The organism is Pseudomonas sp. ENNP23, from assembly GCF_001728945.1.
GTDB lineage: Bacteria > Pseudomonadota > Gammaproteobacteria > Pseudomonadales > Pseudomonadaceae > Metapseudomonas > Metapseudomonas otitidis.
This window is the reverse complement of the sequence record NZ_LYSP01000031.1, coordinates 32,512-50,004: the sequence shown is the minus strand read 5'-3', so window position 1 is coordinate 50,004 and position 17,493 is coordinate 32,512. Positions and strand designations below refer to the sequence as shown.

19 protein-coding genes are annotated in these 17,493 nt (G+C 63.6%); 10 read left to right on the top strand and 9 right to left on the bottom strand.

The annotated features are described in order from the left end of the window. The first annotated feature begins 37 nt into the window (after positions 1-37). Positions 38-1,258, top strand: a complete 1,221-nt coding sequence (locus A9G05_RS17670) for a YihY family inner membrane protein (RefSeq protein ID WP_069562212.1) — start codon at positions 38-40, stop codon at positions 1,256-1,258. Between the two features lie 168 nt (positions 1,259-1,426). Next, positions 1,427-1,624 (top strand): hypothetical protein, encoded by a 198-nt coding sequence (locus tag A9G05_RS28190; protein ID WP_083272607.1) that lies wholly within the window; start codon positions 1,427-1,429, stop codon positions 1,622-1,624. A gap of 61 nt (positions 1,625-1,685) precedes the next feature. On the opposite strand, the gene A9G05_RS17665 is transcribed toward A9G05_RS28190, so the two are convergent. Both A9G05_RS17665 and A9G05_RS17660 read right to left on the bottom strand, forming a co-directional pair. After that, complete coding sequence (locus A9G05_RS17665) at positions 1,686-2,078, bottom strand: hypothetical protein (RefSeq protein ID WP_069562211.1); 393 nt, start codon at positions 2,076-2,078, stop codon at positions 1,686-1,688. A 122-nt stretch (positions 2,079-2,200) separates the two neighbouring features. Next, entirely contained in the window at positions 2,201-3,607 is a 1,407-nt protein-coding gene (locus tag A9G05_RS17660; RefSeq protein WP_069562210.1) for a PilZ domain-containing protein, read from the bottom strand. 30 nt (positions 3,608-3,637) lie between these two features. Here A9G05_RS17660 and A9G05_RS17655 point away from each other — a divergent pair, with 30 nt between their 5' ends. Together A9G05_RS17655 and A9G05_RS17650 are read left to right on the top strand one after the other, a co-directional pair. Continuing rightward, the gene (locus A9G05_RS17655; protein WP_069562209.1) at positions 3,638-4,120 is read left to right on the top strand and encodes a TlpA disulfide reductase family protein; all 483 of its coding nucleotides are present in this window, start codon (positions 3,638-3,640) and stop codon (positions 4,118-4,120) included. After that, on the top strand, positions 4,120-4,395 hold the full coding sequence (locus A9G05_RS17650) for an acylphosphatase (protein ID WP_069562208.1): 276 nt from the start codon (positions 4,120-4,122) through the stop codon (positions 4,393-4,395). Before A9G05_RS17655 ends, A9G05_RS17650 begins: the two co-directional genes overlap by 1 nt. A 28-nt stretch (positions 4,396-4,423) precedes the next feature. Here A9G05_RS17650 and A9G05_RS17645 read toward each other — a convergent pair whose 3' ends face one another. Together A9G05_RS17645 and A9G05_RS17640 are read right to left on the bottom strand one after the other, a co-directional pair. Continuing rightward, on the bottom strand, positions 4,424-5,380 hold the full coding sequence (locus tag A9G05_RS17645; protein ID WP_069562207.1) for a hypothetical protein: 957 nt from the start codon (positions 5,378-5,380) through the stop codon (positions 4,424-4,426). A 10-nt stretch (positions 5,381-5,390) separates the two neighbouring features. Next, on the bottom strand, positions 5,391-7,106 hold the full coding sequence (locus A9G05_RS17640; protein ID WP_069562206.1) for a proline--tRNA ligase: 1,716 nt from the start codon (positions 7,104-7,106) through the stop codon (positions 5,391-5,393). Between the two features lie 114 nt (positions 7,107-7,220). Between A9G05_RS17640 and A9G05_RS17635 the strand changes: the two genes are divergently transcribed. Then, a complete protein-coding gene (locus tag A9G05_RS17635; protein WP_240919443.1) occupies positions 7,221-7,628 on the top strand; it encodes a PaaI family thioesterase in 408 nt (135 codons plus the stop codon). Positions 7,629-7,701: 73 nt separating this feature from the next. Here A9G05_RS17635 and A9G05_RS17630 read toward each other — a convergent pair whose 3' ends face one another. After that, positions 7,702-8,997 carry an OprD family porin gene (locus A9G05_RS17630; RefSeq protein WP_069562204.1) on the bottom strand — a complete coding sequence of 432 codons (1,296 nt, stop codon included), beginning with the start codon at positions 8,995-8,997 and terminating at the stop codon, positions 7,702-7,704. Positions 8,998-9,608: 611 nt separating this feature from the next. Here A9G05_RS17630 and A9G05_RS17625 point away from each other — a divergent pair. Together A9G05_RS17625 and A9G05_RS17620 are read left to right on the top strand one after the other, a co-directional pair. Then, positions 9,609-10,034 (top strand): HIT domain-containing protein, encoded by a 426-nt coding sequence (locus tag A9G05_RS17625; RefSeq protein WP_069562241.1) that lies wholly within the window; start codon positions 9,609-9,611, stop codon positions 10,032-10,034. Positions 10,035-10,037: 3 nt separating this feature from the next. Then, a complete protein-coding gene (locus tag A9G05_RS17620; RefSeq protein WP_044414128.1) occupies positions 10,038-10,247 on the top strand; it encodes a SlyX family protein in 210 nt (69 codons plus the stop codon). 74 nt (positions 10,248-10,321) lie between these two features. Here A9G05_RS17620 and A9G05_RS28515 read toward each other — a convergent pair whose 3' ends face one another. From A9G05_RS28515 to A9G05_RS17600, 4 genes are all read right to left on the bottom strand, one after another. Continuing rightward, the gene (locus A9G05_RS28515) at positions 10,322-10,924 is read right to left on the bottom strand and encodes a cold-shock protein (RefSeq protein WP_069562240.1); all 603 of its coding nucleotides are present in this window, start codon (positions 10,922-10,924) and stop codon (positions 10,322-10,324) included. A 159-nt stretch (positions 10,925-11,083) separates the two neighbouring features. Further along, positions 11,084-12,151: a GGDEF domain-containing protein gene (locus tag A9G05_RS17610; RefSeq protein WP_069562203.1), complete on the bottom strand. Its 1,068-nt coding sequence runs from the start codon at positions 12,149-12,151 to the stop codon at positions 11,084-11,086. Between the two features lie 107 nt (positions 12,152-12,258). Next, positions 12,259-12,729: a Dps family protein gene (locus A9G05_RS17605; protein ID WP_069562202.1), complete on the bottom strand. Its 471-nt coding sequence runs from the start codon at positions 12,727-12,729 to the stop codon at positions 12,259-12,261. A gap of 149 nt (positions 12,730-12,878) precedes the next feature. Then, a complete protein-coding gene (locus tag A9G05_RS17600) occupies positions 12,879-13,988 on the bottom strand; it encodes an HD domain-containing phosphohydrolase (protein ID WP_069562201.1) in 1,110 nt (369 codons plus the stop codon). 244 nt (positions 13,989-14,232) lie between these two features. Here A9G05_RS17600 and aspS point away from each other — a divergent pair, with 244 nt between their 5' ends. The 3 genes from aspS to ruvC all read left to right on the top strand — a co-directional run bounded on the left by aspS (position 14,233) and on the right by ruvC (position 17,478). Next, entirely contained in the window at positions 14,233-16,008 is a 1,776-nt protein-coding gene (gene aspS, locus A9G05_RS17595; protein ID WP_069562200.1) for an aspartate--tRNA ligase, read from the top strand. A gap of 62 nt (positions 16,009-16,070) precedes the next feature. Continuing rightward, entirely contained in the window at positions 16,071-16,820 is a 750-nt protein-coding gene (locus tag A9G05_RS17590; protein WP_069562199.1) for a YebC/PmpR family DNA-binding transcriptional regulator, read from the top strand. Positions 16,821-16,953: 133 nt separating this feature from the next. Further along, entirely contained in the window at positions 16,954-17,478 is a 525-nt protein-coding gene (gene ruvC / locus A9G05_RS17585) for a crossover junction endodeoxyribonuclease RuvC (protein WP_069562198.1), read from the top strand. Positions 17,479-17,493 lie beyond the last annotated feature (15 nt).

Sequence of the window (17,493 nt, the reverse complement as noted above, 5' to 3'; positions counted from 1 at the left end):
CAGCGGACACGGCACCTCAGTCAACGAAGGAGAAGGAATGCGCCAGCGGATCAGAGACATCGAGGAGTTCTGGCGTTTCCTGCTGCAGCGCTTCATCAGCGACAACGGTTTCAACAGCGCGGCGGCCCTGACCTACACCAGCCTGTTCGCCGTGGTGCCGATCATGACGGTGACCTTCACCATGCTCTCGGTGATCCCTGCCTTCCAGGGCATGGGCGAGCAGATCCAGCGGTTCATCTTCCACAACTTCGTGCCCAGTACCGGCGAGGCCGTGCAGGAGTACCTGCAGGGCTTCACGCTGCAGGCGCGGCACCTGACCTGGGTGGGTGTGGGGCTGCTGGCAATCACCGCCTTCACCATGCTGGTGACCATCGAGAAGGCCTTCAACACCATCTGGCGCGTGCGCCAGCGGCGCCGGGGCATGGCCAGCTTCCTGCTCTACTGGGCGGTGCTGAGCCTGGGGCCGCTGCTGCTGGGCGCAGGCTTCGCGGTCAGCACCTACATCACTTCCCTGGCGCTGCTGTCCAGCCTCAACGAGATCGCCGGTACCCGCGCGCTGCTGGGGTTCACCCCGCTGCTGTTCAACGTGGCGGCCTTTACCCTGCTCTATGCGGCGGTGCCCAACGTCCGCGTGCCCCTGCGCCATGCCGTGGTGGGGGGAGCGTTCACGGCCTTGTTATTCGAGTTGGCGAAGGCCTTGTTCGGCCTGTATGTCAGCCTCTTTCCCGGCTATCAATTGATCTACGGTGCGTTTGCCACGGTTCCGCTGTTCCTGTTGTGGGTCTATGTCTCGTGGGTGATCGTGCTGTTCGGTGCGGAGCTGGTGTGCAACCTGGGCCATTCGCGCCACTGGCGTCGCCAGGCCTTGCCGCGCCTGCTGGTGGTGCTGGGCATCCTGCGGGTCATGCATGACCGCCAGCAGCGCGGCCTGCCGGCCCGCCGCCTGGATGCGCAGCGCGCCGGTTGGCTGCTGCCGGAGGATGAGTGGCTGGAGCTGATGGACTTCCTTGAGGCCCAGCATCTGGCGTGCCCTGTGGCGGCGGGGGCCTGGGTACTGTGCAGGGACCTTTCCAACTACAGCCTGCACCAGTTGCTCAACCACTGCCCCTGGCCGTTGCCGAAACCGGCGCAGTTGCCGGCTCACCTGGACGAACCCTGGTATCCGGCGTTGAAGGTCGCGCTTGAGCGACTGCAGGAGGATCAGCAGGCATTGTTCGACAAGAGCCTGGCCAGTTGGCTGCGGCCGGTCGAGGAGTGACAAAAAAGGTCAGTTACCTATGGGGTGTCCGTTTCGTGGCGCTTGGTATCTGGCGTGTAACCGTGGGGCATTCCTGCATTCCGGGGCGACTGGCACGTTTCTGGCAAACACCTGCTCAACATGCCATTACCCTGCCAGCAGGCGGGCCGCAAGGACTGAATTACTTCTATGAGCAAGGGCAGATCGAAGGTCGTCCACCTACATGAGCGTGATCCGGAAGAGGCCCTCGAGCGCCTTAACCGCATCACCGGGCTGCGTTTCACCCGCTGGCCGGAGTCGCTGGTGCCGCCCAGGGCATCGGACGACACGTTGCCAGCCCGGCGAGATGAGTCTTCGCCGCACACGAGTGATGCTGCGCGCGCCTGACTGGGGCGCTGGCCCAATGAAAAAACCCGCTTTGGCGGGTTTTTTCGTTTTCGAGGTGTTGTCAGGCCAGGGCTTGGTGACTGTCGCTGACGACCTGTTCGACGGCCTGCACGAACAGCTCTTCGACCAGCAGGCTCTGGCAGGGTACGGCCGATTTCAGGCGCACCTGCATGTCCTCAATGCGCTGCCGGGCGGGCAGGCGGGCGATGCCGGAAAGCAGGATCTTGCCGTGAGCGTTGACCTTGCCATGGTCGACCATGATTTCCCGGCGGGCTTCGCCATCGCGGTAGCTCACCAGCAGCGATACCGGCAGGCTGGCCAGTCCGGGCAGTTGCAGCCAGGCGGCGACGTTGAATTCGGCCACGCGACCCTCGTAGGGGGTCACTACGAAATGCGCGCCTTCGACGATTCGGGAGGGAACGGGGCCGATCAGTTTGTCGAGGTTCTGAGACATCGTTGGGATTCCTGTCTTCGGGCAGGGCGACGGACGATAGGCCGCTAATTATAGGAATCGATGAGCGGGGAAACTGTGCGCTTGAGCGGCGCGCGGCGTGACTCGGCTCGCAGTTTGGCCGATCAGGCAAGTTTCAGCGGGTGGCGGGCCACCAGGGGTGTCGCCAGGTTCGAGGCAGGCAGCGGCAGCATGGCCTGGCTGTTGACGTTGGCGAGCTGGAGCCAGAGCTGTTCGCCTTCGACGAACTGGTCCTGGGGCAGCCACAGGCCGTGGTGCCAGCCGTTACCGGGGGCCGGGGTGCTTTGCAGGACGCCCGGGTGGGTCTGGGCGTTGGGGGCGCGTCTCAGCCAGACGGGGCGGGGCAGTCCCTTGAGGTAGCGCAGCCCGATGTGCAGGCCCTCGCGGTTGCCATGGCGCCAGCGCACCAGGGCCAGGGTTGGGGTGCCACTGTTGAGCAGCAGTACCAGTTGGCCGACTGCCAGTTGCGGTGCCTGGTTTGGCAGGCAGAGCAGGCGTGCGCCGCCGGCGCTGGCGTCCTGCATGCGGGCTTCGATGGCCCCGGGGCGCTGGGCCAGCAGGTGGGCGTGGATGGCCGCCAGGCCGGCGATCAGGGTGCAGGCCGCTTCGTTCTCGGTACGCGCGTGGCGCCGTTGCTGGCGGCCCAGCCAGTTGGCACTGACGCGCTCCAGCAGATCGTGCTCGACCGGGCTCTGCAGGGGGGCGGGCTCATACAGGGCCACCAGCAGTGGGCCCAGTTCGAGCCTGCGCAATTGGGCGGATGGGGCGCGGGCGGGCTGGTCCAGTGGCAGGTAGGGTTGCGGGAGGCCGAGGTCGACGACCGGGCCCTCGGACTCGTCCTCACCGTCCCAGGGCAGCAGCCTGGCGAGACCGGCCAGGGGCGCGAGTGCGCCGAACAGCAATGGGCACTCGCCGTCGGTGAGGTGGAACGGGTTGCTCAGGGCCAACAGCAGGACCTGTTGGTAGAGGCCGCGCAGGGTGTCGGCCGGAGTCGGGCGGAAGGCGGCGGCGACCGGTTCGTCCAGGCAGCCCTGGTGTTCGCCTATCCAGTACAGCAGGTGGCTGTCACGCCAGAGGCCGCCGGGTGGCTCCTGGTACTGCTGGTAGTGGCGCATCAGCGTCTGCGCGGTGAAGTGTTGGGCCATGTAAAGGCACCAGGCCAGGTGCGGAAGCGAGGGCTGGCGGCCCTGGAGGATCTGCAGGAGGAGGCGCTTGAAGCCGGCGGCCAGTTCGGCGCAGTAGCGCAGGAACAGCGGCGGCGGAGGGCGCGACTCGATGAAATCGGTGGCGTAGTGGCGGTATTCCTCGCTGAAGCTTTGCAGCGCCCGCTGCCTTTCGAGTAAGGTCACCGCACTTCGATTGAGGCGGAACAGTTGTCCCAGGGCCTGTTGCAGGCCGGTCTCCAGGGGCAGCAGTCGGGCGTTGGCCAGCGCGGGGTTGAGCCCCATGAGGCAACTGCCGTCCTCGTCGACGATGTCCGGTACCTCGAGGCGCAGGGCATCCAACGTCATATCAACCCCGCAGGTACGAGGATCGACGAGATGGGATCACGACTCCAGGCTGTTTTCGGGGCGCTCATCGTTTCGGGGGCCGCTCTGTTGCTGGGAGGCTGTTCTGAGGATCTGGGCCTCGATCAGCATGGGCAGAAGGTAACGAGTGAGCGCTTCGAAAACCAGTGGCTGGTCATCAATTACTGGGCGGAGTGGTGCGCGTCGTGCCGGACGGAAATCCCCGAGCTGAACGCGCTGGCGGAACAGATGAAGGGGCAGGGCGTACAGGTCATGGGGGTGAACTTCGATGGCTTGCAGGGCGCCGAGCTGGAGAAGGCGAGCCGCCAGATGGGCATCGGCTTCACCGTGCTGGCCCAGGATCCTTCCGAGCGCTTCAAGTTGCCGCGCAGCGAGGCGTTGCCGGTGACCTACATCCTCGATGCCCGTGGCCAGGTGCGCGAGCGCCTGCTGGGCGAGCAGACCGCGAAGGGCTTGAGCGAGCGGCTGGCCGGCCTGCGGCAGGAGAAACCGTGATGGCGAGAATCTGCATGCATGGCTACGTCAGCGGCAAGGTGCAGGGTGTCTATTACCGCCAATCCACCCAGGAAGAGGCCGACCGGCTGGACCTGGATGGCTGGGTGCGCAACCTCGAGGATGGCCGCGTAGAGGTGCTGTTCGAGGGGGAAGAGGCCGCCGTTCGTGAGTTGGCGGCCTGGCTGGAGCAGGGCCCCGAGGAGGCGCGCGTCAGCGCCGTGGAGCTGGAGGTTCACTCTCTGCAGGGGATCGCGGGTTTCGTGGTCCGTCGCTGAATCGGCGTGGCCGTCGCGTTGTGACGGCCTATTCGCCTTCACCCGGGTCAGCCACCAGGCGACCGGCATCCTTCATCAGCGCCTTGAGGAATTCCTGCTGGAGTTCCGGATCATTGCGCGTCAGTTCGATCAGGCTCTGTTCCAGTTCGCTGGCTTCCTCTTCCAGACCCAGTTCGGAGAGGCGCTTGACGCGGTGGACCCATTGGGACACTTCGTCGTCTTCCAGGTCTTCGTAGACCAGCGCGTGGGCTTCCTTCAGCTTGCCGCGCAGGTCCCGGCTGACCATCAGGGTGGTTTCGGCGCGGGCGCCGTCCTGCGGGTCTTCGACGCTCAATAGCAGCTTGCCGACGCGGCTGATGTCCTGATCGGCGAAGGGACCATCCAGCAGGTTGAGGCGCAGCACGCCATGGCGGTCGGTGAGCAGCTCGCTGGTCTGCTTGCCGGCGGTGACCATCACCGGCCGTTCCGACCAGGGCAGGCTGGAATACTCGACGCGCTTGTCGCGCTGTTCTTCGTCGATGCTGGCCAGGTTCTGCTCCGAGCGCCCGTTGGACTCGACGTTCATGAACGGGTTGAGCCCGGCGAAACCGTAGCTGATCCAGTCCTTGGTGGCGGTGTCGGGCAGGCTGCCCAGCAGGGCGACGTTGAGGACGTTGGCGCCCACACCGGCCACCACCGCGACGGCCCCGAGCGGGATCTCGTAGATCTCGCGCCAGGGCTGGTAGGGCGTGTAGCGGTCATAGCGGCGGGTGACCTCGAACTCTGTGACTTCGAAGGTCTTCTGGTCATAGACCCGCACGCGGCGTTGCGGCAGTTCGAGGACACGGGGTTCGCCAGCGTCGACCTGCAGGGCGTGGTTGAGCAGCTTGCGTTCGACACGCTCCTCATGTTCGCTGCGTTGGGGCAGGTGGTTGGCGCAGCCGCCGAGGAACAGGGAGCTGCACAAGGCAGCTCCCAGGAGGCGGGTGGTACGACGCTTGGACATGTCTTCTCGATCAGCGGTTGAGGCGGGCCTTGATGAAGGCCAGCACGTCGTCGACGGCAACGGGCTGGCTCTCGGTCTCGCGGCGGTTCTTGTATTCCAGGTTGCCGTCGGCCAGGCCGCGCTCGCTGACGACGACGCGGTGAGGGATGCCGATCAGCTCCATGTCGGCGAACTTCACGCCGGGGCTGGTCTTCTTGTCGCGGTCGTCCAGCAGCACGTCGATGCCGGCAGCGGTGAGGTCCGCGTACAGCTTGTCGGTGGCTTCCTTGACGGCGGGGGTCTCGTACTTGAGCGGAACCAGAGCTACCTGGAAGGGCGCCAGGGCGTCCGGCCAGAGGATGCCGCGGTCATCGTTGTTCTGCTCGATGGCGGCGGCCACCACGCGGGAAACGCCGATGCCGTAGCAACCCATGATCAGGGTGACCGGCTTGCCGCTCTCGCCCAGTACGCTGAGGTTCATGGCCTCGCTGTACTTGGTGCCGAGCTGGAAGATGTGGCCGACTTCGATGCCGCGCTTGATCACCAGGGTGCCCTTGCCGTCGGGGCTCGGGTCGCCGGCGACGACGTTGCGCAGATCGGCGACTTCGGGCAGCGGCAGGTCGCGCTCCCAGTTGACGCCGAAGTAGTGCTTGTCATCGATGTTGGCGCCGATGACGAAGTCGCTCATCAGGGCCACGGAGCGGTCGACGATGCAGGGGATGGGCAGGTTCAGCGGGCCGAGGGAGCCAGCACCGGCGCCGATGGCGGCACGCAGTTCTTCTTCGCTGGCGAAGACCAGCGGGCTGGCGACCAGGGGCTGGTTGGCAGCCTTGATCTCGTTCAGCTCGTGGTCGCCACGGACGATCAGCGCCACCAGGGTGCCTTCCTCGGCGCCGTGGACCACCAGGGTCTTGATGGTCTTCTCGATCGGCAGGCCGAACTTCTCCACCAGAGCGGCGATGGTCTTGGTGTCGGGGGTGTCGACCAGGCGCAGCTCCTCGCGGGGGGCTTGGCGCTCCTTCTCGCGCGGTACGGCTTCGGCTTTCTCGATGTTGGCGGCGTAGTCGGAGCTGTCGCTGAAGACGATGTCGTCTTCACCGGAATCGGCCAGCACGTGGAATTCGTGGGAGCCGCTACCGCCGATGGAACCGTTGTCGGCCTGCACGGGGCGGAAGTCGAGGCCCAGGCGGGTGAAGACCTTGCAGTAGGCGCCGTACATGACGTCGTAGGTGTCCTGCAGGGAAGCCTGGGAGTCGTGGAAGGAGTAAGCGTCCTTCATGATGAATTCGCGGCCACGCATCAGGCCGAAGCGCGGACGGATCTCGTCACGGAACTTGGTCTGGATCTGATACATGTTGATGGGCAGCTGCTTGTAGCTGTTCAGCTCGTTGCGGGCGAGGTCGGTGATGACTTCTTCGTGGGTCGGGCCGACGCAGAACTCGCGACCATGGCGGTCCTTCAGGCGCAACAGCTCGGGGCCGTACTGCTCCCAGCGACCGGACTCCTGCCACAGCTCGCCGGGCTGGATGGCGGGCATCAGCACTTCCAGCGCGCCGGCGGCATTCATCTCTTCGCGGACGATGGTCTCCGCCTTGCGGAGTACCCGCAGGCCCATCGGCAACCAGGTGTAGAGGCCCGACGCCAGCTTGCGGATCATGCCGGCACGCAGCAGCAACTGGTGGCTGATCACCACGGCATCGGCGGGAGTTTCCTTGAGGGTGGAAAGCAGGTACTGACTGGTACGCATGTTTGGCCGTTTCGTCGGTTGCGATGGGTTTGAGTGGCTGGGCATTGTACGGCGCTCATCGGGGCGCGTACAGGTTGCGGGCCCAACCGCGAGAGGAGGGTGGTGATGTCTTCATTGAGTGCCCAGCAGGTGCAGGCGCTGATCCGGGAAGGGGTGCCGATGGCGGCGGATATCGACCTGCAGATCGACCACCTCGACACCCACCGTGCCTTGGCACGGGTGCCCTTCCAGCCTCGCCTGGTCCGCCCGGGCGGCACCCTGTCCGGCCCGACCATCATGGCGCTGGCCGATGCGGCGATGTATGCGGTGGTGCTGGGCAGCCTGGGGAGGGTGGAGATGGCGGTCACCAGCAACCTCAATATCAACTTCCTGGCGAAACCCAAGCCGGTTGACCTGCTGGCCGATGCTCGCATCCTGCGTTTGAGCAGGCGTCAGGCAGTGTGCGAGGTTGCGCTGTATTCGGTAGGGGCGGAGGAGGAGATGGTGGCCCATGTAACGGGCACCTATGCGCTGCCGATATGAATGACGGGACCGCGGAAAGGAAAAAGCCCGGCTAGGCCGGGCTTTTTCGTGTCGCGTACCGAAGAACCCTGTATTACAGGATGCTCAGCGGGTACTCGACGATCAGGCGAACATCTTCCAGATCATTTGACGCACCGAAGGAGCTGTCGCTGCGAACGGTTGCTTGACGAACGCGGAAGGACAGGTCCTTCGCTGCGCCATCTTGCACGACGTATTTGGCTTCGAAGTTGCGCTCCCAGCGGCCAGCGTCGCTATCGGTGATGCTGCGGTCATCGGCGCGAATAGTGGCATTGTCGCTGGTTACGTAGCGGGCCATGAAGGTGAGGCCGGGCACGCCAAAGGATGCCATGTCGATATCGTAACGAGCCTGCCAAGAGGTTTCGTCTTCAGCGTTGAAGTCTTTCACCTGGATGGAGTTAGCAAGGTAGATGGTGCCGCCGCCGTCTGCGCCATAGTCGTACCCGGTATCGCCATTACTACGCTGGTGTGCAATGGTGAACTTGTGGGCGCCCATTGTGTAAGAAGCCGCCAGGCTCCAGATGGTGTTATCGAGGCTGGAATCGTAGGTTTTCTTGTCGTAGTCAGTCTTGTAGATATTGAAGTCAAAGCCGAGAGACTGCTCGTCAGCCAGCGGAACAGTCAGGTTCACGTTGGCGTACTTCTTCTTGAATGTGTCTTCCAGGTCAGAAGCAAACAGCGAGGTGCTCAGTTGCTCAGTGATGGCATAAGTGCCGCCGTAGACATTGATCGATTTCATGCGGCCGCTGTCCCGATCGGTCTGCCACTGCTGATTCAGAGCAGTAAAGCGACCGGCGTTCAGGGTCAGGCCTTCAATTTCTTGGACGGTCAACAGAGTGCCGGTAGTGGCCTCGGGCAGCAGACGGCTGTCATCGGTTGCAAAGACCGGAAGGGCTACGAACTGGTTACCGTATTTCAGTACGGAGTTGGACACTCGTACTTTTACCGCAGCGCCTGCTTCAGAGAATTCGTCTTGGGAGCGGCCATCGCTATCCATGGGCATCTCAAGAATGCCGGCGCGACCTTTGCCGCTATCCAGCTTGATGCCCAGCAAGCCGTATGCATCAACGCCTACACCCACGGTGCCCTGGGTGAAGCCCGACTCAAAGGTGCCAATGAAACCTTGGCCCCACTCAGAGGTGTAACCTGCGGGGTTGCCGCCAACTGCGCGGTATTCAGTCGCATCACCACCGCGATGGTAATCACGGTTGATGTACAGGTTACGAGCCAGAACTTTCAGGCTGCTGTCTTCGACAAAGCCCTTGGACTCGTCCTGGGCGCTGGCGAACGCCAACTGGGTGGTACCGGCGGTCACGGCCAGGGCCAGTGCGCTCCACTTCATCACTTGCATTGTGATTGCTCCTTTGGTTTTGAAGATTCTCGCCGCTTTCTTATTTATTGAAGGCGGTTCTTTCTTTTTGTGTCGGCGCTAACTTATAGCACGACGTCTCAAGATGGCGATAGCTGGGCTCCGCTCCTTACGAAAACTTCACGGCCATGTCGCAATTCGGGTGGGCGCGTGTCGCATATTCGTAGTTCTTGCTTCAATCCCTTGGTTCTTGTTTTTCTGCGGTCGTTACAGGCACTTAGTGCAACTAGGCCTGGTGCGACGTTCGCGTCCGGAACAGGTGTACCGGAATGACCCAGTCGACCATGGCGTTGCATAAAGCAACATCCGTGCACAAACCATGCAGCCTACTCTTGTCGCTGTGAGTTTTCTGCCGGACGTGCAGGCGCTGGGTAGAAATGATAGCTGGGTATTGGTCATTCGTTCTCGATGCGACCGAAACGGCTGCTTGAGGTGTTACGAGGTAACGCCTCACTGTGGTGCGTGTGGTCGATTCTGGTGCGCAGTGGTAACTCTGCCGGTTTTGGCTGTCCCGGTCGGTGGTGGTTGGGTATTCTTCTCGCCGTTTCTTGCCCCGTTTGATGGGCTTTTGCATGACTGAGGTGAAGATCGCCATGTTCAATCTGGATCCAAGGCTTCAGCAGGATTGCCGGGTGATCGGGGACTACCCCCTTTCCCGCCTGTTGCTGATGAACGACTCGCAGTACCCCTGGTTCATCCTGGTTCCTAAGCGGGAGGAGGTCAGCGAGCTGTTCCAGTTGGACGCTGCCGATCAGCAGCAGCTCTGGAAGGAGGCTGTGTCGCTGGCTGAAGTGCTGAAGGACAGTTTCGGTGCGGACAAGATGAACGTCGCCACGCTGGGTAACGTCGTCAGTCAGCTCCACGTGCATGTGATCGCACGGCGCAGGAGCGACGCTGCCTGGCCGGCTCCTGTGTGGGGGCGTGCTCCTGCCATTCCCTACACCGAAGGGGAGGTCGCGGACCTGCTGGCACGTCTGCGCCTGGTCCTGACGGATGATTTCCGATTCGCGGAGGAGTAAGGCATGAGTCTGGAAATGCGCGTGATGGAGCTTGAGACTCGCCTGGCTTTCCAGGACGACACGATCCAGGCCCTCAATGATGAAATCGTGGCACAGCAGCGGATCGTCGAGCGGTTGCAGATGCAGGTCGCGGCGCTTGCCCGTCGGCAGGAAGAGCTGTTGAGCCAGTTCGGTGCATCCGATGGCGATGAGGCGCCGCCGCCCCATTACTGAGCTGTGTCTGTTTCGCCTCTATATAAAGAAGAAGCCCGCCGTGATGGCGGGCTTTTTCATTGGCCTGGTATTGCTCAGCGGCGGCCGGGCAGGGCGGCGATCACGTCTTCCGCCTGCAGGCCCTTGTCCCGTTGCATCACGGTGAACTCCACGCGCTGGCCTTCCACCAGGACGCGATGCCCTTCGCCACGGATGGCGCGGAAGTGGACGAAGATGTCATCGCCCGAGTCCCGGGAGATGAAGCCGAAGCCCTTGGAGGTGTTGAACCACTTCACCGTGCCGGTTTCACGGTTGCTCATGTCCTGCAGGATCGGGGTGGCCTGGGTGACTTTGCGCAGGTTCAGCAGCAGGTGCAGCGCAACGGCGAGGAAGCTCGCCAGCAGGCTCAGCAGGATGGCGGGCTTGCCGCCGATTTCCGGGATCGGTGCCAGTAGCACGGCGATCTGCACGATCACGGCGAGCACCAGCAGGGCGGAGACCGAGGCCTGGAGCTGGCTGCGGGTGCCACGTGCCCAGACGGGAAGGACCGGTGCCATCAGCAGGTTGAGCAGCCCGATCAGGGCAAGGTACAGCGCATCGGGTTGTTGCAGGTAGGGCAGGGCATCGCCGCGCAGGCTGGGAATGAAGGACAACAGGAGCGCAGCGGCGCCCGTCAGCAGATGGACGATCTTCAACATGTTCAATGGACTCACCTTGATAGGAAACGCACAACGGAAAGAGCGGGCGCGCCGGTAATCCGGTAAATGAGGTCGCGCCAGCCTATGTCTGTAACCCCACGTTATGGCGGGTTGCAGGCACCGGGCGCTATTTAACAGGAAAGACTAGGGCTACTCAAATCAAGCAGTTAGCGCGGCTTCCGGCGCACCGGGGTGGACCTGGTTGCGGCCGTTGCGCTTGGCCTGGTAGAGGGCGTCATCGGCTCGTGTGAGCAGGCTTTCCAGGTTGTCGCCCGGTTCGGCCAGGGCGATGCCGAAACTGGCAGTGATGGTGTCCAGCACCTGGTCGGTGCGACGGACTTTGACGCGCAGGGATTGGAACTTCAATCGCAGCATTTCCGCGAAGGCGCGAGCACTGGCCAACTCGTGGCAGTCGCGCAATACGACACAGAACTCCTCGCCGCCGTAGCGGGCTGCCAGGGCGCGCGGGGGCAGCAGGTCCTTGAGAAGTTGGCCGACGTGCTGGAGTACGCGGTCACCCAGGGGGTGGCCGAAGTGATCGTTGAACTGCTTGAAGTGGTCGATATCCAGCATGATCAGCGCCAGGCCCGAGGTGTTTTCGGCGAGGGCCTGTTCCAGCAGACGGGTGAACGCGTGCCGGTTGAAGACCTGGGTCAGGCTGTCCAGCGTGGCGGCCATCTGGGCTCTTTCCAGTTGCAGGCGCAGGGTGTGGATCTCGGCCTGGGCAGCGCGCAGGCGGTAGAGAAACTGCTCCTGCTGGTCGTGTATCAACTGGGTGCTCTGGTGCAGGTCGTTCAGCACGCTGGGCAGGTCGTCGATTATCGGGTCGTGCAGGGCTGCCAGGCCCGCTTCCAGGCTTTGCTGGTAAACGGTGCTGCCTGTCACGCTGCGAGTGACGTCGGTCTCTATGTCATCGACAAGTTCGATCACCTGCTGTTGGCCGGCTCGCGCTTCCTCCAGCTCGCCTCGGATGATGAAGTCGCGGAACAACTTCACTGCCGAATCAGGCGGAAAGGCATCGAAATCCTTGACGATCTTGTCCAGGCGGCGATTGAGGTCGGGCTGCTTGCCCTGGCTGTAGGTGTACCAGAGGGCGTAATGGATGGGGTTTGGCGGAATGTCATGGCGAACCATGAGCGGAACGGCCTGCTTGAGCAATTCCGCTGCCTCCCGGGTCTCCTCCGGATAGAGTTCGAGCAGCAGGGGGGATTTGGAGGGCTGGCTCATCAACAGGCACTGACAAGGAGGGGAATTGTTCGAAGCATAGTTCAGGCAGGGGGCTGTCGCCCAGCAAAAAGGCCCGGCAAGCCGGGCCTCTCGGAGGGCGGGGAGGGTCAGACAGCCAGCAGGCTGCGCAGCATCCATGCGGTCTTCTCATGAACCTGCATGCGCTGGGTCAGCAGGTCGGCGGTCGGCTCGTCGCTCACCTTGTCCAGCAGCGGGAAAATGCCGCGTGCAGTGCGAACCACGGCTTCCTGGCCCTGGACCAGTTGCTTGATCATGTCTTCCGCAGTCGGTACGCCTTCTTCTTCCTTGATGGAGGACAGGCGCGCATAGGCGGCGTAGGTGCCGGGAGCCGGGAAGCCCAGGGCGCGGATGCGCTCGGCAATGGCGTCGACGGCCAGGGCCAGTTCGTTGTACTGGCCCTCGAACATCAGGTGAAGGGTGTTGAACATCGGACCGGTAACGTTCCAGTGGAAGTTATGGGTCTTCAGGTAGAGGGTGTAAGTGTCCGCCAGCAGGCGGGAGAGGCCTTCGGCAATAGCGGCGCGGTCCTGTTCGGCGATTCCGATGTTGATTTCCATACTTCTCTCCTCAGTGGTCCAGGCCCGCTTGGGACCCGTGATCGGCAGAGACTAGCACAGGGAAATGGCGCTCCGATGCCGGCAAAAATCAATGGTTGTGATGCCTTATACCTATCGGTCTGCACCGGAAACCGGCTGCGCGGTGGGCGCTACAGTCGGGTCAGATGGGGCTCTTCGCTGAGGCAGGCATTGAATGTTTCGACCCAGTGGGCGCTGAACTGGCTGCCGGCCAGGCCGTTGATCTCCAGGATCGCACGCAGGACGGGGCGCTTGCTGAGGGTCTGGTGGGCGCGTTCGTGGGTGCGGGCGTCGAAGGTGTCGACGATGTCGAGGATCAGCGCGCCGGGTACGATCTCCGCTTCGCGCAGCCCCTTGGGGTAGCCGCTTCCGTCCGCGTGCTCCTGATGCTGAAGAATGATCTCGGCCGCTTCGTCCCACTGGGGCAGGCGTCGCAGCAGGTCGGCGCCCATCCGTGGATGCGCTTGCATCAGGCGTCGCTCCTCCCGAGTCAGGCGTTCGGCCTTGTGCAGGAGGGGGAGGGGCATCAGCGCCATGCCCAGGTCATGAAGGCATACGGCCGTGGCGAGTTGACGCGGGTCGACGGGGTGGCCGGCGCGGCGGTTCATCGCCAATGCCACCTCCAACTGGCGCTCACCCCGACCGAGCCAATAGTGCGAACGCCGCTCGGCGGCTTGCATGAGGTCGAGGAAGAACGCCAGGTCGGGGTCATCCGACAGCCCGTGGCGGGCCAGGGCGCCGGTATCGGTTACGGGCCCGGCTTGCGGAGTCGCCAGTCGGGTGTTTGGGTCCAGGCGGAACAGCAAGGCCTGGCGCATCTCCGTCTGTCGTTGCTCGGGAGCCTGGGCCAGCGCAGACAGCGCCTTGGCCAGCGGCAGGGTATCGGGCGGCAGTCCAGGCTCGCCGGCGAGTGCGCTTCTGACCAGGTCGCGCAGACGATCCAGTATCAGCAGCATGATGTCGCCAAGCAGACTGTCGAAGAGCAGTTGCCCCTCGCGCAGTTGGTCGAGGACATCTTCCAGGGCCTGGGGCAGGGCGTTGAGGCGTTCGAGGCCGACGTAGCCCAGGTTGCCCTTGAAGCTGTGGACCTGGCGGAAGAGCTGGCGCAGTCGCTCTGGATCGGCTGGCGTGCGCTCCAGGTCGATCAGCAGTTGTTCGCAGCGGTTGAAGCCCTCGTAGGCTTCCTGGCGGAAATCATCGAGGAGGTCCTGGTTGAAGTCGGCTGGGCGTTGGGTGGCCATGGCGAGGCTCCGCGTGCTCGGGGATTTGAGTATAGAAAGCCTGTGGGCGGGCGGCTGCGCGGTATCGATTAACCATATATAATCCGGCCCTTTGCCACGGTTGCGGGCCCGTGCTCGGCCTGCCGAAGCACCGGGGTGATGCGCCTCCGGTCGCCTTGTCGGCCGGTCAGGCGCTGATGGACGATATTTCCCCTCGTGCCCAGTGGCCCGACGAATTCACGACTCAGAGAAGCGAAACACGACCATGATGCGCAGCCATTATTGCGGCCAACTGAACGAGAGCCTGGACGGCCAGGAAATCACCCTTTGCGGCTGGGTTCACCGCCGTCGCGACCATGGCGGGGTCATCTTCCTTGATATCCGCGACCGTGAAGGTCTGGCCCAGGTGGTCTTCGACCCGGATCGTGCCGACACCTTCGCCAAGGCCGACCGCGTGCGCAGCGAGTACGTGGTCAAGATCACCGGCAAGGTTCGCCTGCGCCCCGAGGGTGCGCGCAACGCCAACATGGCGTCCGGTGCCATCGAGGTGCTGGGCTATGAGCTGGAAGTCCTGAACCAGGCCGAAACCCCACCCTTCCCGCTGGACGAGTACTCCGATGTGGGCGAGGAAACCCGTCTGCGCTACCGCTTCATTGATCTGCGTCGTCCGGAAATGGCCGCCAAGCTGAAGCTGCGTTCGCGCATCACCAGCAGCATCCGCCGCTACCTGGACGAGAACGGCTTCCTCGACGTCGAGACACCGATCCTCACCCGTGCCACACCGGAAGGTGCTCGCGATTACCTGGTACCCAGCCGCACCCATGCCGGCAGCTTCTTCGCCCTGCCGCAGTCGCCCCAGCTTTTCAAGCAGCTGCTGATGGTGGCGGGCTTCGACCGCTACTACCAGATCGCCAAGTGCTTCCGCGACGAGGACCTGCGTGCCGACCGTCAGCCGGAATTCACCCAGATCGACATCGAGACCAGCTTCCTCGATGAGAACGACATCATGGGCATCACCGAGACCATGATCCGCAACCTGTTCAAGGAAGTGCTGGATCTGGAGTTCGGCGAGTTCCCCCACATGACCCTGGCCGAAGCCATGCGCCGCTATGGCTCCGACAAGCCGGACCTGCGCATCCCGCTGGAGCTGGTGGACGTGGCTGATCAACTGAAGGACGTGGACTTCAAGGTCTTCTCCGGCCCGGCCAACGACCCGAAAGGCCGTGTCGCCGCCCTGCGCGTACCGGGCGGCGCGAGCATGCCCCGCAGCAAGATCGACGAGTACACCAAGTTCGTCGGCAACTACGGTGCCAAGGGCCTGGCCTACATCAAGGTCAACGAGCGCGCCAAGGGCGTCGAGGGCCTGCAGTCGCCCATCGTCAAGAACATCGCCGAGCCGAACCTGAACGTGATCCTCGATCGCGTAGGCGCGGTCGATGGTGACATCGTGTTCTTCGGTGCCGACAAGGCCAAGGTCGTCTGCGATGCCTTGGGTGCCCTGCGCATCCGCCTGGGCCACGACCTGAACCTGCTGACCTGCGAGTGGGCTCCGCTGTGGGTGGTCGACTTCCCGATGTTCGAAGAGAACGACGACGGCAGCCTCACCGCCATGCACCACCCCTTCACCTCGCCCAAGTGCAGCCCGGAAGAGCTGGAGGCCAACCCGGCCGCCGCACTGTCCCGTGCCTACGACATGGTGCTCAACGGCACCGAGCTGGGCGGTGGTTCGATCCGTATCCACGACAAGGCGATGCAGCAGGCGGTGTTCCGCGTGCTGGGCATCAGCGAAGACGAGCAGCAGGAGAAGTTCGGCTTCCTGCTGGACGCTCTCAAGTACGGTGCGCCGCCGCACGGTGGCCTGGCCTTCGGCCTGGACCGCCTGGTGATGCTGATGACCGGCGCCTCGTCGATCCGCGAAGTGATCGCCTTCCCGAAAACCCAGAGTGCCGCCTGCGTCATGACCCAGGCGCCGGGTGTCGTGGATGCCAAGGCCCTGCGCGAGCTGAACATCCGGCTGCGTGAGCAGCCCAAGGCTGAGTAACTAGAACCAACCGCGACGGCGCCCCAGGGCGCCGTCCGTCAAAGCAGAGTACGGAGTGCGTTATGGCTGGTCATTCCAAGTGGGCCAACATCAAGCACCGCAAGGGTCGGCAGGACGCCAAGCGGGGCAAGATCTTCACCAAACTGATCCGTGAGTTGACCGTGTCGGCCAAGCACGGCGGCCCGAATCCGGCGGACAACCCGCGTCTGCGCCTGGCCGTGGACAAGGCGCTGACCGCCAACATGCCGCGCGATACCATCGATCGCGCCATCGCCCGTGGTGCCGGCAACAACGATGCCGACAACATGGCCGAGCTGACCTACGAGGGTTACGCGCCCAGCGGCGTGGCCATCATCATCGAGGCCATGACCGACAACCGTAACCGCACTGCTGCGGAGGTGCGCCACGCCTTCACCAAGTGCGGGGGCAACCTGGGGACCGACGGTTCCGTCGCCTACATGTTCGACCGCAAGGGCCAGATCAGCTTCGCCCCCGGCGTCGACGAAGACACCCTGATGGAAGCGGCCCTGGAGGCCGGTGCCGAGGACGTGGAAATGGGCGAGGACGGCTCCGCCCTGGTGTCCACCAGCTTCCCCGACTTCCATGCCGTGAACGAGGCCCTGCAGGCCGCCGGGTTCAAGGGTGAGGAAGCCGAGATCGCCATGATCCCGTCCATCAGCGCTCCCATTGCCGACCTGGAGACCGCCCAGAAGGTGCTGAAGCTGATCGACATGCTCGAAGACCTTGACGACGTGCAGAACGTCTATCACAACGCCGAGATCCCCGACGAGATCATGGAGCAGTTGGACTGAGTTCCAGCCTGCGCCTGAAGCCGGAAGTCGCCTCGTGCGCTTCCGGCTTTTTTGTTGGAGGGCCGGTCCGTATACTCGCGGCTGGATAAATAGACAGTGTGCTGGTTCGCCGGCACGTGGAGAGACGGGCGGCATGACCCTGATTCTTGGTATCGACCCGGGTTCGCGCATCACCGGCTACGGTGTGGTGCGTGACACCGGGCGAGGGTGCGAGTACGTCGCTTCCGGCTGCATACGCACAGGGGCGGGCCCGCTGCAGGAGCGCCTGCAGATCGTCTTCCGTGGCGTGCGTGAAGTGATCCAGACCCACGGCCCCGTCACCATGGGCATCGAACAGGTGTTCATGGCACGTAATGCCGACTCCGCCCTCAAGCTCGGGCAGGCCCGGGGGGCTGCCATCGTGGCGGCGGTGGAGGAGGGGCTTGAGGTGGCCGAGTACACCGCCAGCCAGGTGAAGCAGGCCATTGCCGGCACCGGCGGCGCCGACAAGCAGCAGGTGCTGATGATGGTCATGCACCTGCTCAAACTGGTGCAGAAGCCACAGATCGACGCCTCCGACGCCCTGGCCATCGCCCTCTGCCATGCCCACCACCGGCAGAGCCTGATTCCCCATGGACTGGCCACCGCCAAGCGGCGCAGCGGCCGCCTGCGTTTGTAACCTCATTTAAGGACG

Bases quoted from the DNA above. Each gene is read 5' to 3' on its own strand.
- A9G05_RS17670 (WP_069562212.1), top strand. From the start codon at position 38: ATGCGCCAGCGGATCAGAGACATCGAGGAGTTCTGGCGTTTCCTGCTG.
- A9G05_RS28190 (WP_083272607.1), top strand. From the start codon at position 1,427: ATGAGCAAGGGCAGATCGAAGGTCGTCCACCTACATGAGCGTGATCCG.
- A9G05_RS17665 (WP_069562211.1), bottom strand. From the start codon at position 2,078: ATGTCTCAGAACCTCGACAAACTGATCGGCCCCGTTCCCTCCCGAATC.
- A9G05_RS17660 (WP_069562210.1), bottom strand. From the start codon at position 3,607: ATGACGTTGGATGCCCTGCGCCTCGAGGTACCGGACATCGTCGACGAG.
- A9G05_RS17655 (WP_069562209.1), top strand. From the start codon at position 3,638: ATGGGATCACGACTCCAGGCTGTTTTCGGGGCGCTCATCGTTTCGGGG.
- A9G05_RS17650 (WP_069562208.1), top strand. From the start codon at position 4,120: ATGGCGAGAATCTGCATGCATGGCTACGTCAGCGGCAAGGTGCAGGGT.
- A9G05_RS17645 (WP_069562207.1), bottom strand. From the start codon at position 5,380: ATGTCCAAGCGTCGTACCACCCGCCTCCTGGGAGCTGCCTTGTGCAGC.
- A9G05_RS17640 (WP_069562206.1), bottom strand. From the start codon at position 7,106: ATGCGTACCAGTCAGTACCTGCTTTCCACCCTCAAGGAAACTCCCGCC.
- A9G05_RS17630 (WP_069562204.1), bottom strand. From the start codon at position 8,997: ATGCAAGTGATGAAGTGGAGCGCACTGGCCCTGGCCGTGACCGCCGGT.
- A9G05_RS17625 (WP_069562241.1), top strand. From the start codon at position 9,609: ATGTTCAATCTGGATCCAAGGCTTCAGCAGGATTGCCGGGTGATCGGG.
- A9G05_RS17620 (WP_044414128.1), top strand. From the start codon at position 10,038: ATGAGTCTGGAAATGCGCGTGATGGAGCTTGAGACTCGCCTGGCTTTC.
- A9G05_RS28515 (WP_069562240.1), bottom strand. From the start codon at position 10,924: ATGTTGAAGATCGTCCATCTGCTGACGGGCGCCGCTGCGCTCCTGTTG.
- A9G05_RS17610 (WP_069562203.1), bottom strand. From the start codon at position 12,151: ATGAGCCAGCCCTCCAAATCCCCCCTGCTGCTCGAACTCTATCCGGAG.
- A9G05_RS17605 (WP_069562202.1), bottom strand. From the start codon at position 12,729: ATGGAAATCAACATCGGAATCGCCGAACAGGACCGCGCCGCTATTGCC.
- A9G05_RS17600 (WP_069562201.1), bottom strand. From the start codon at position 13,988: ATGGCCACCCAACGCCCAGCCGACTTCAACCAGGACCTCCTCGATGAT.
- aspS (WP_069562200.1), top strand. From the start codon at position 14,233: ATGATGCGCAGCCATTATTGCGGCCAACTGAACGAGAGCCTGGACGGC.
- A9G05_RS17590 (WP_069562199.1), top strand. From the start codon at position 16,071: ATGGCTGGTCATTCCAAGTGGGCCAACATCAAGCACCGCAAGGGTCGG.
- ruvC (WP_069562198.1), top strand. From the start codon at position 16,954: ATGACCCTGATTCTTGGTATCGACCCGGGTTCGCGCATCACCGGCTAC.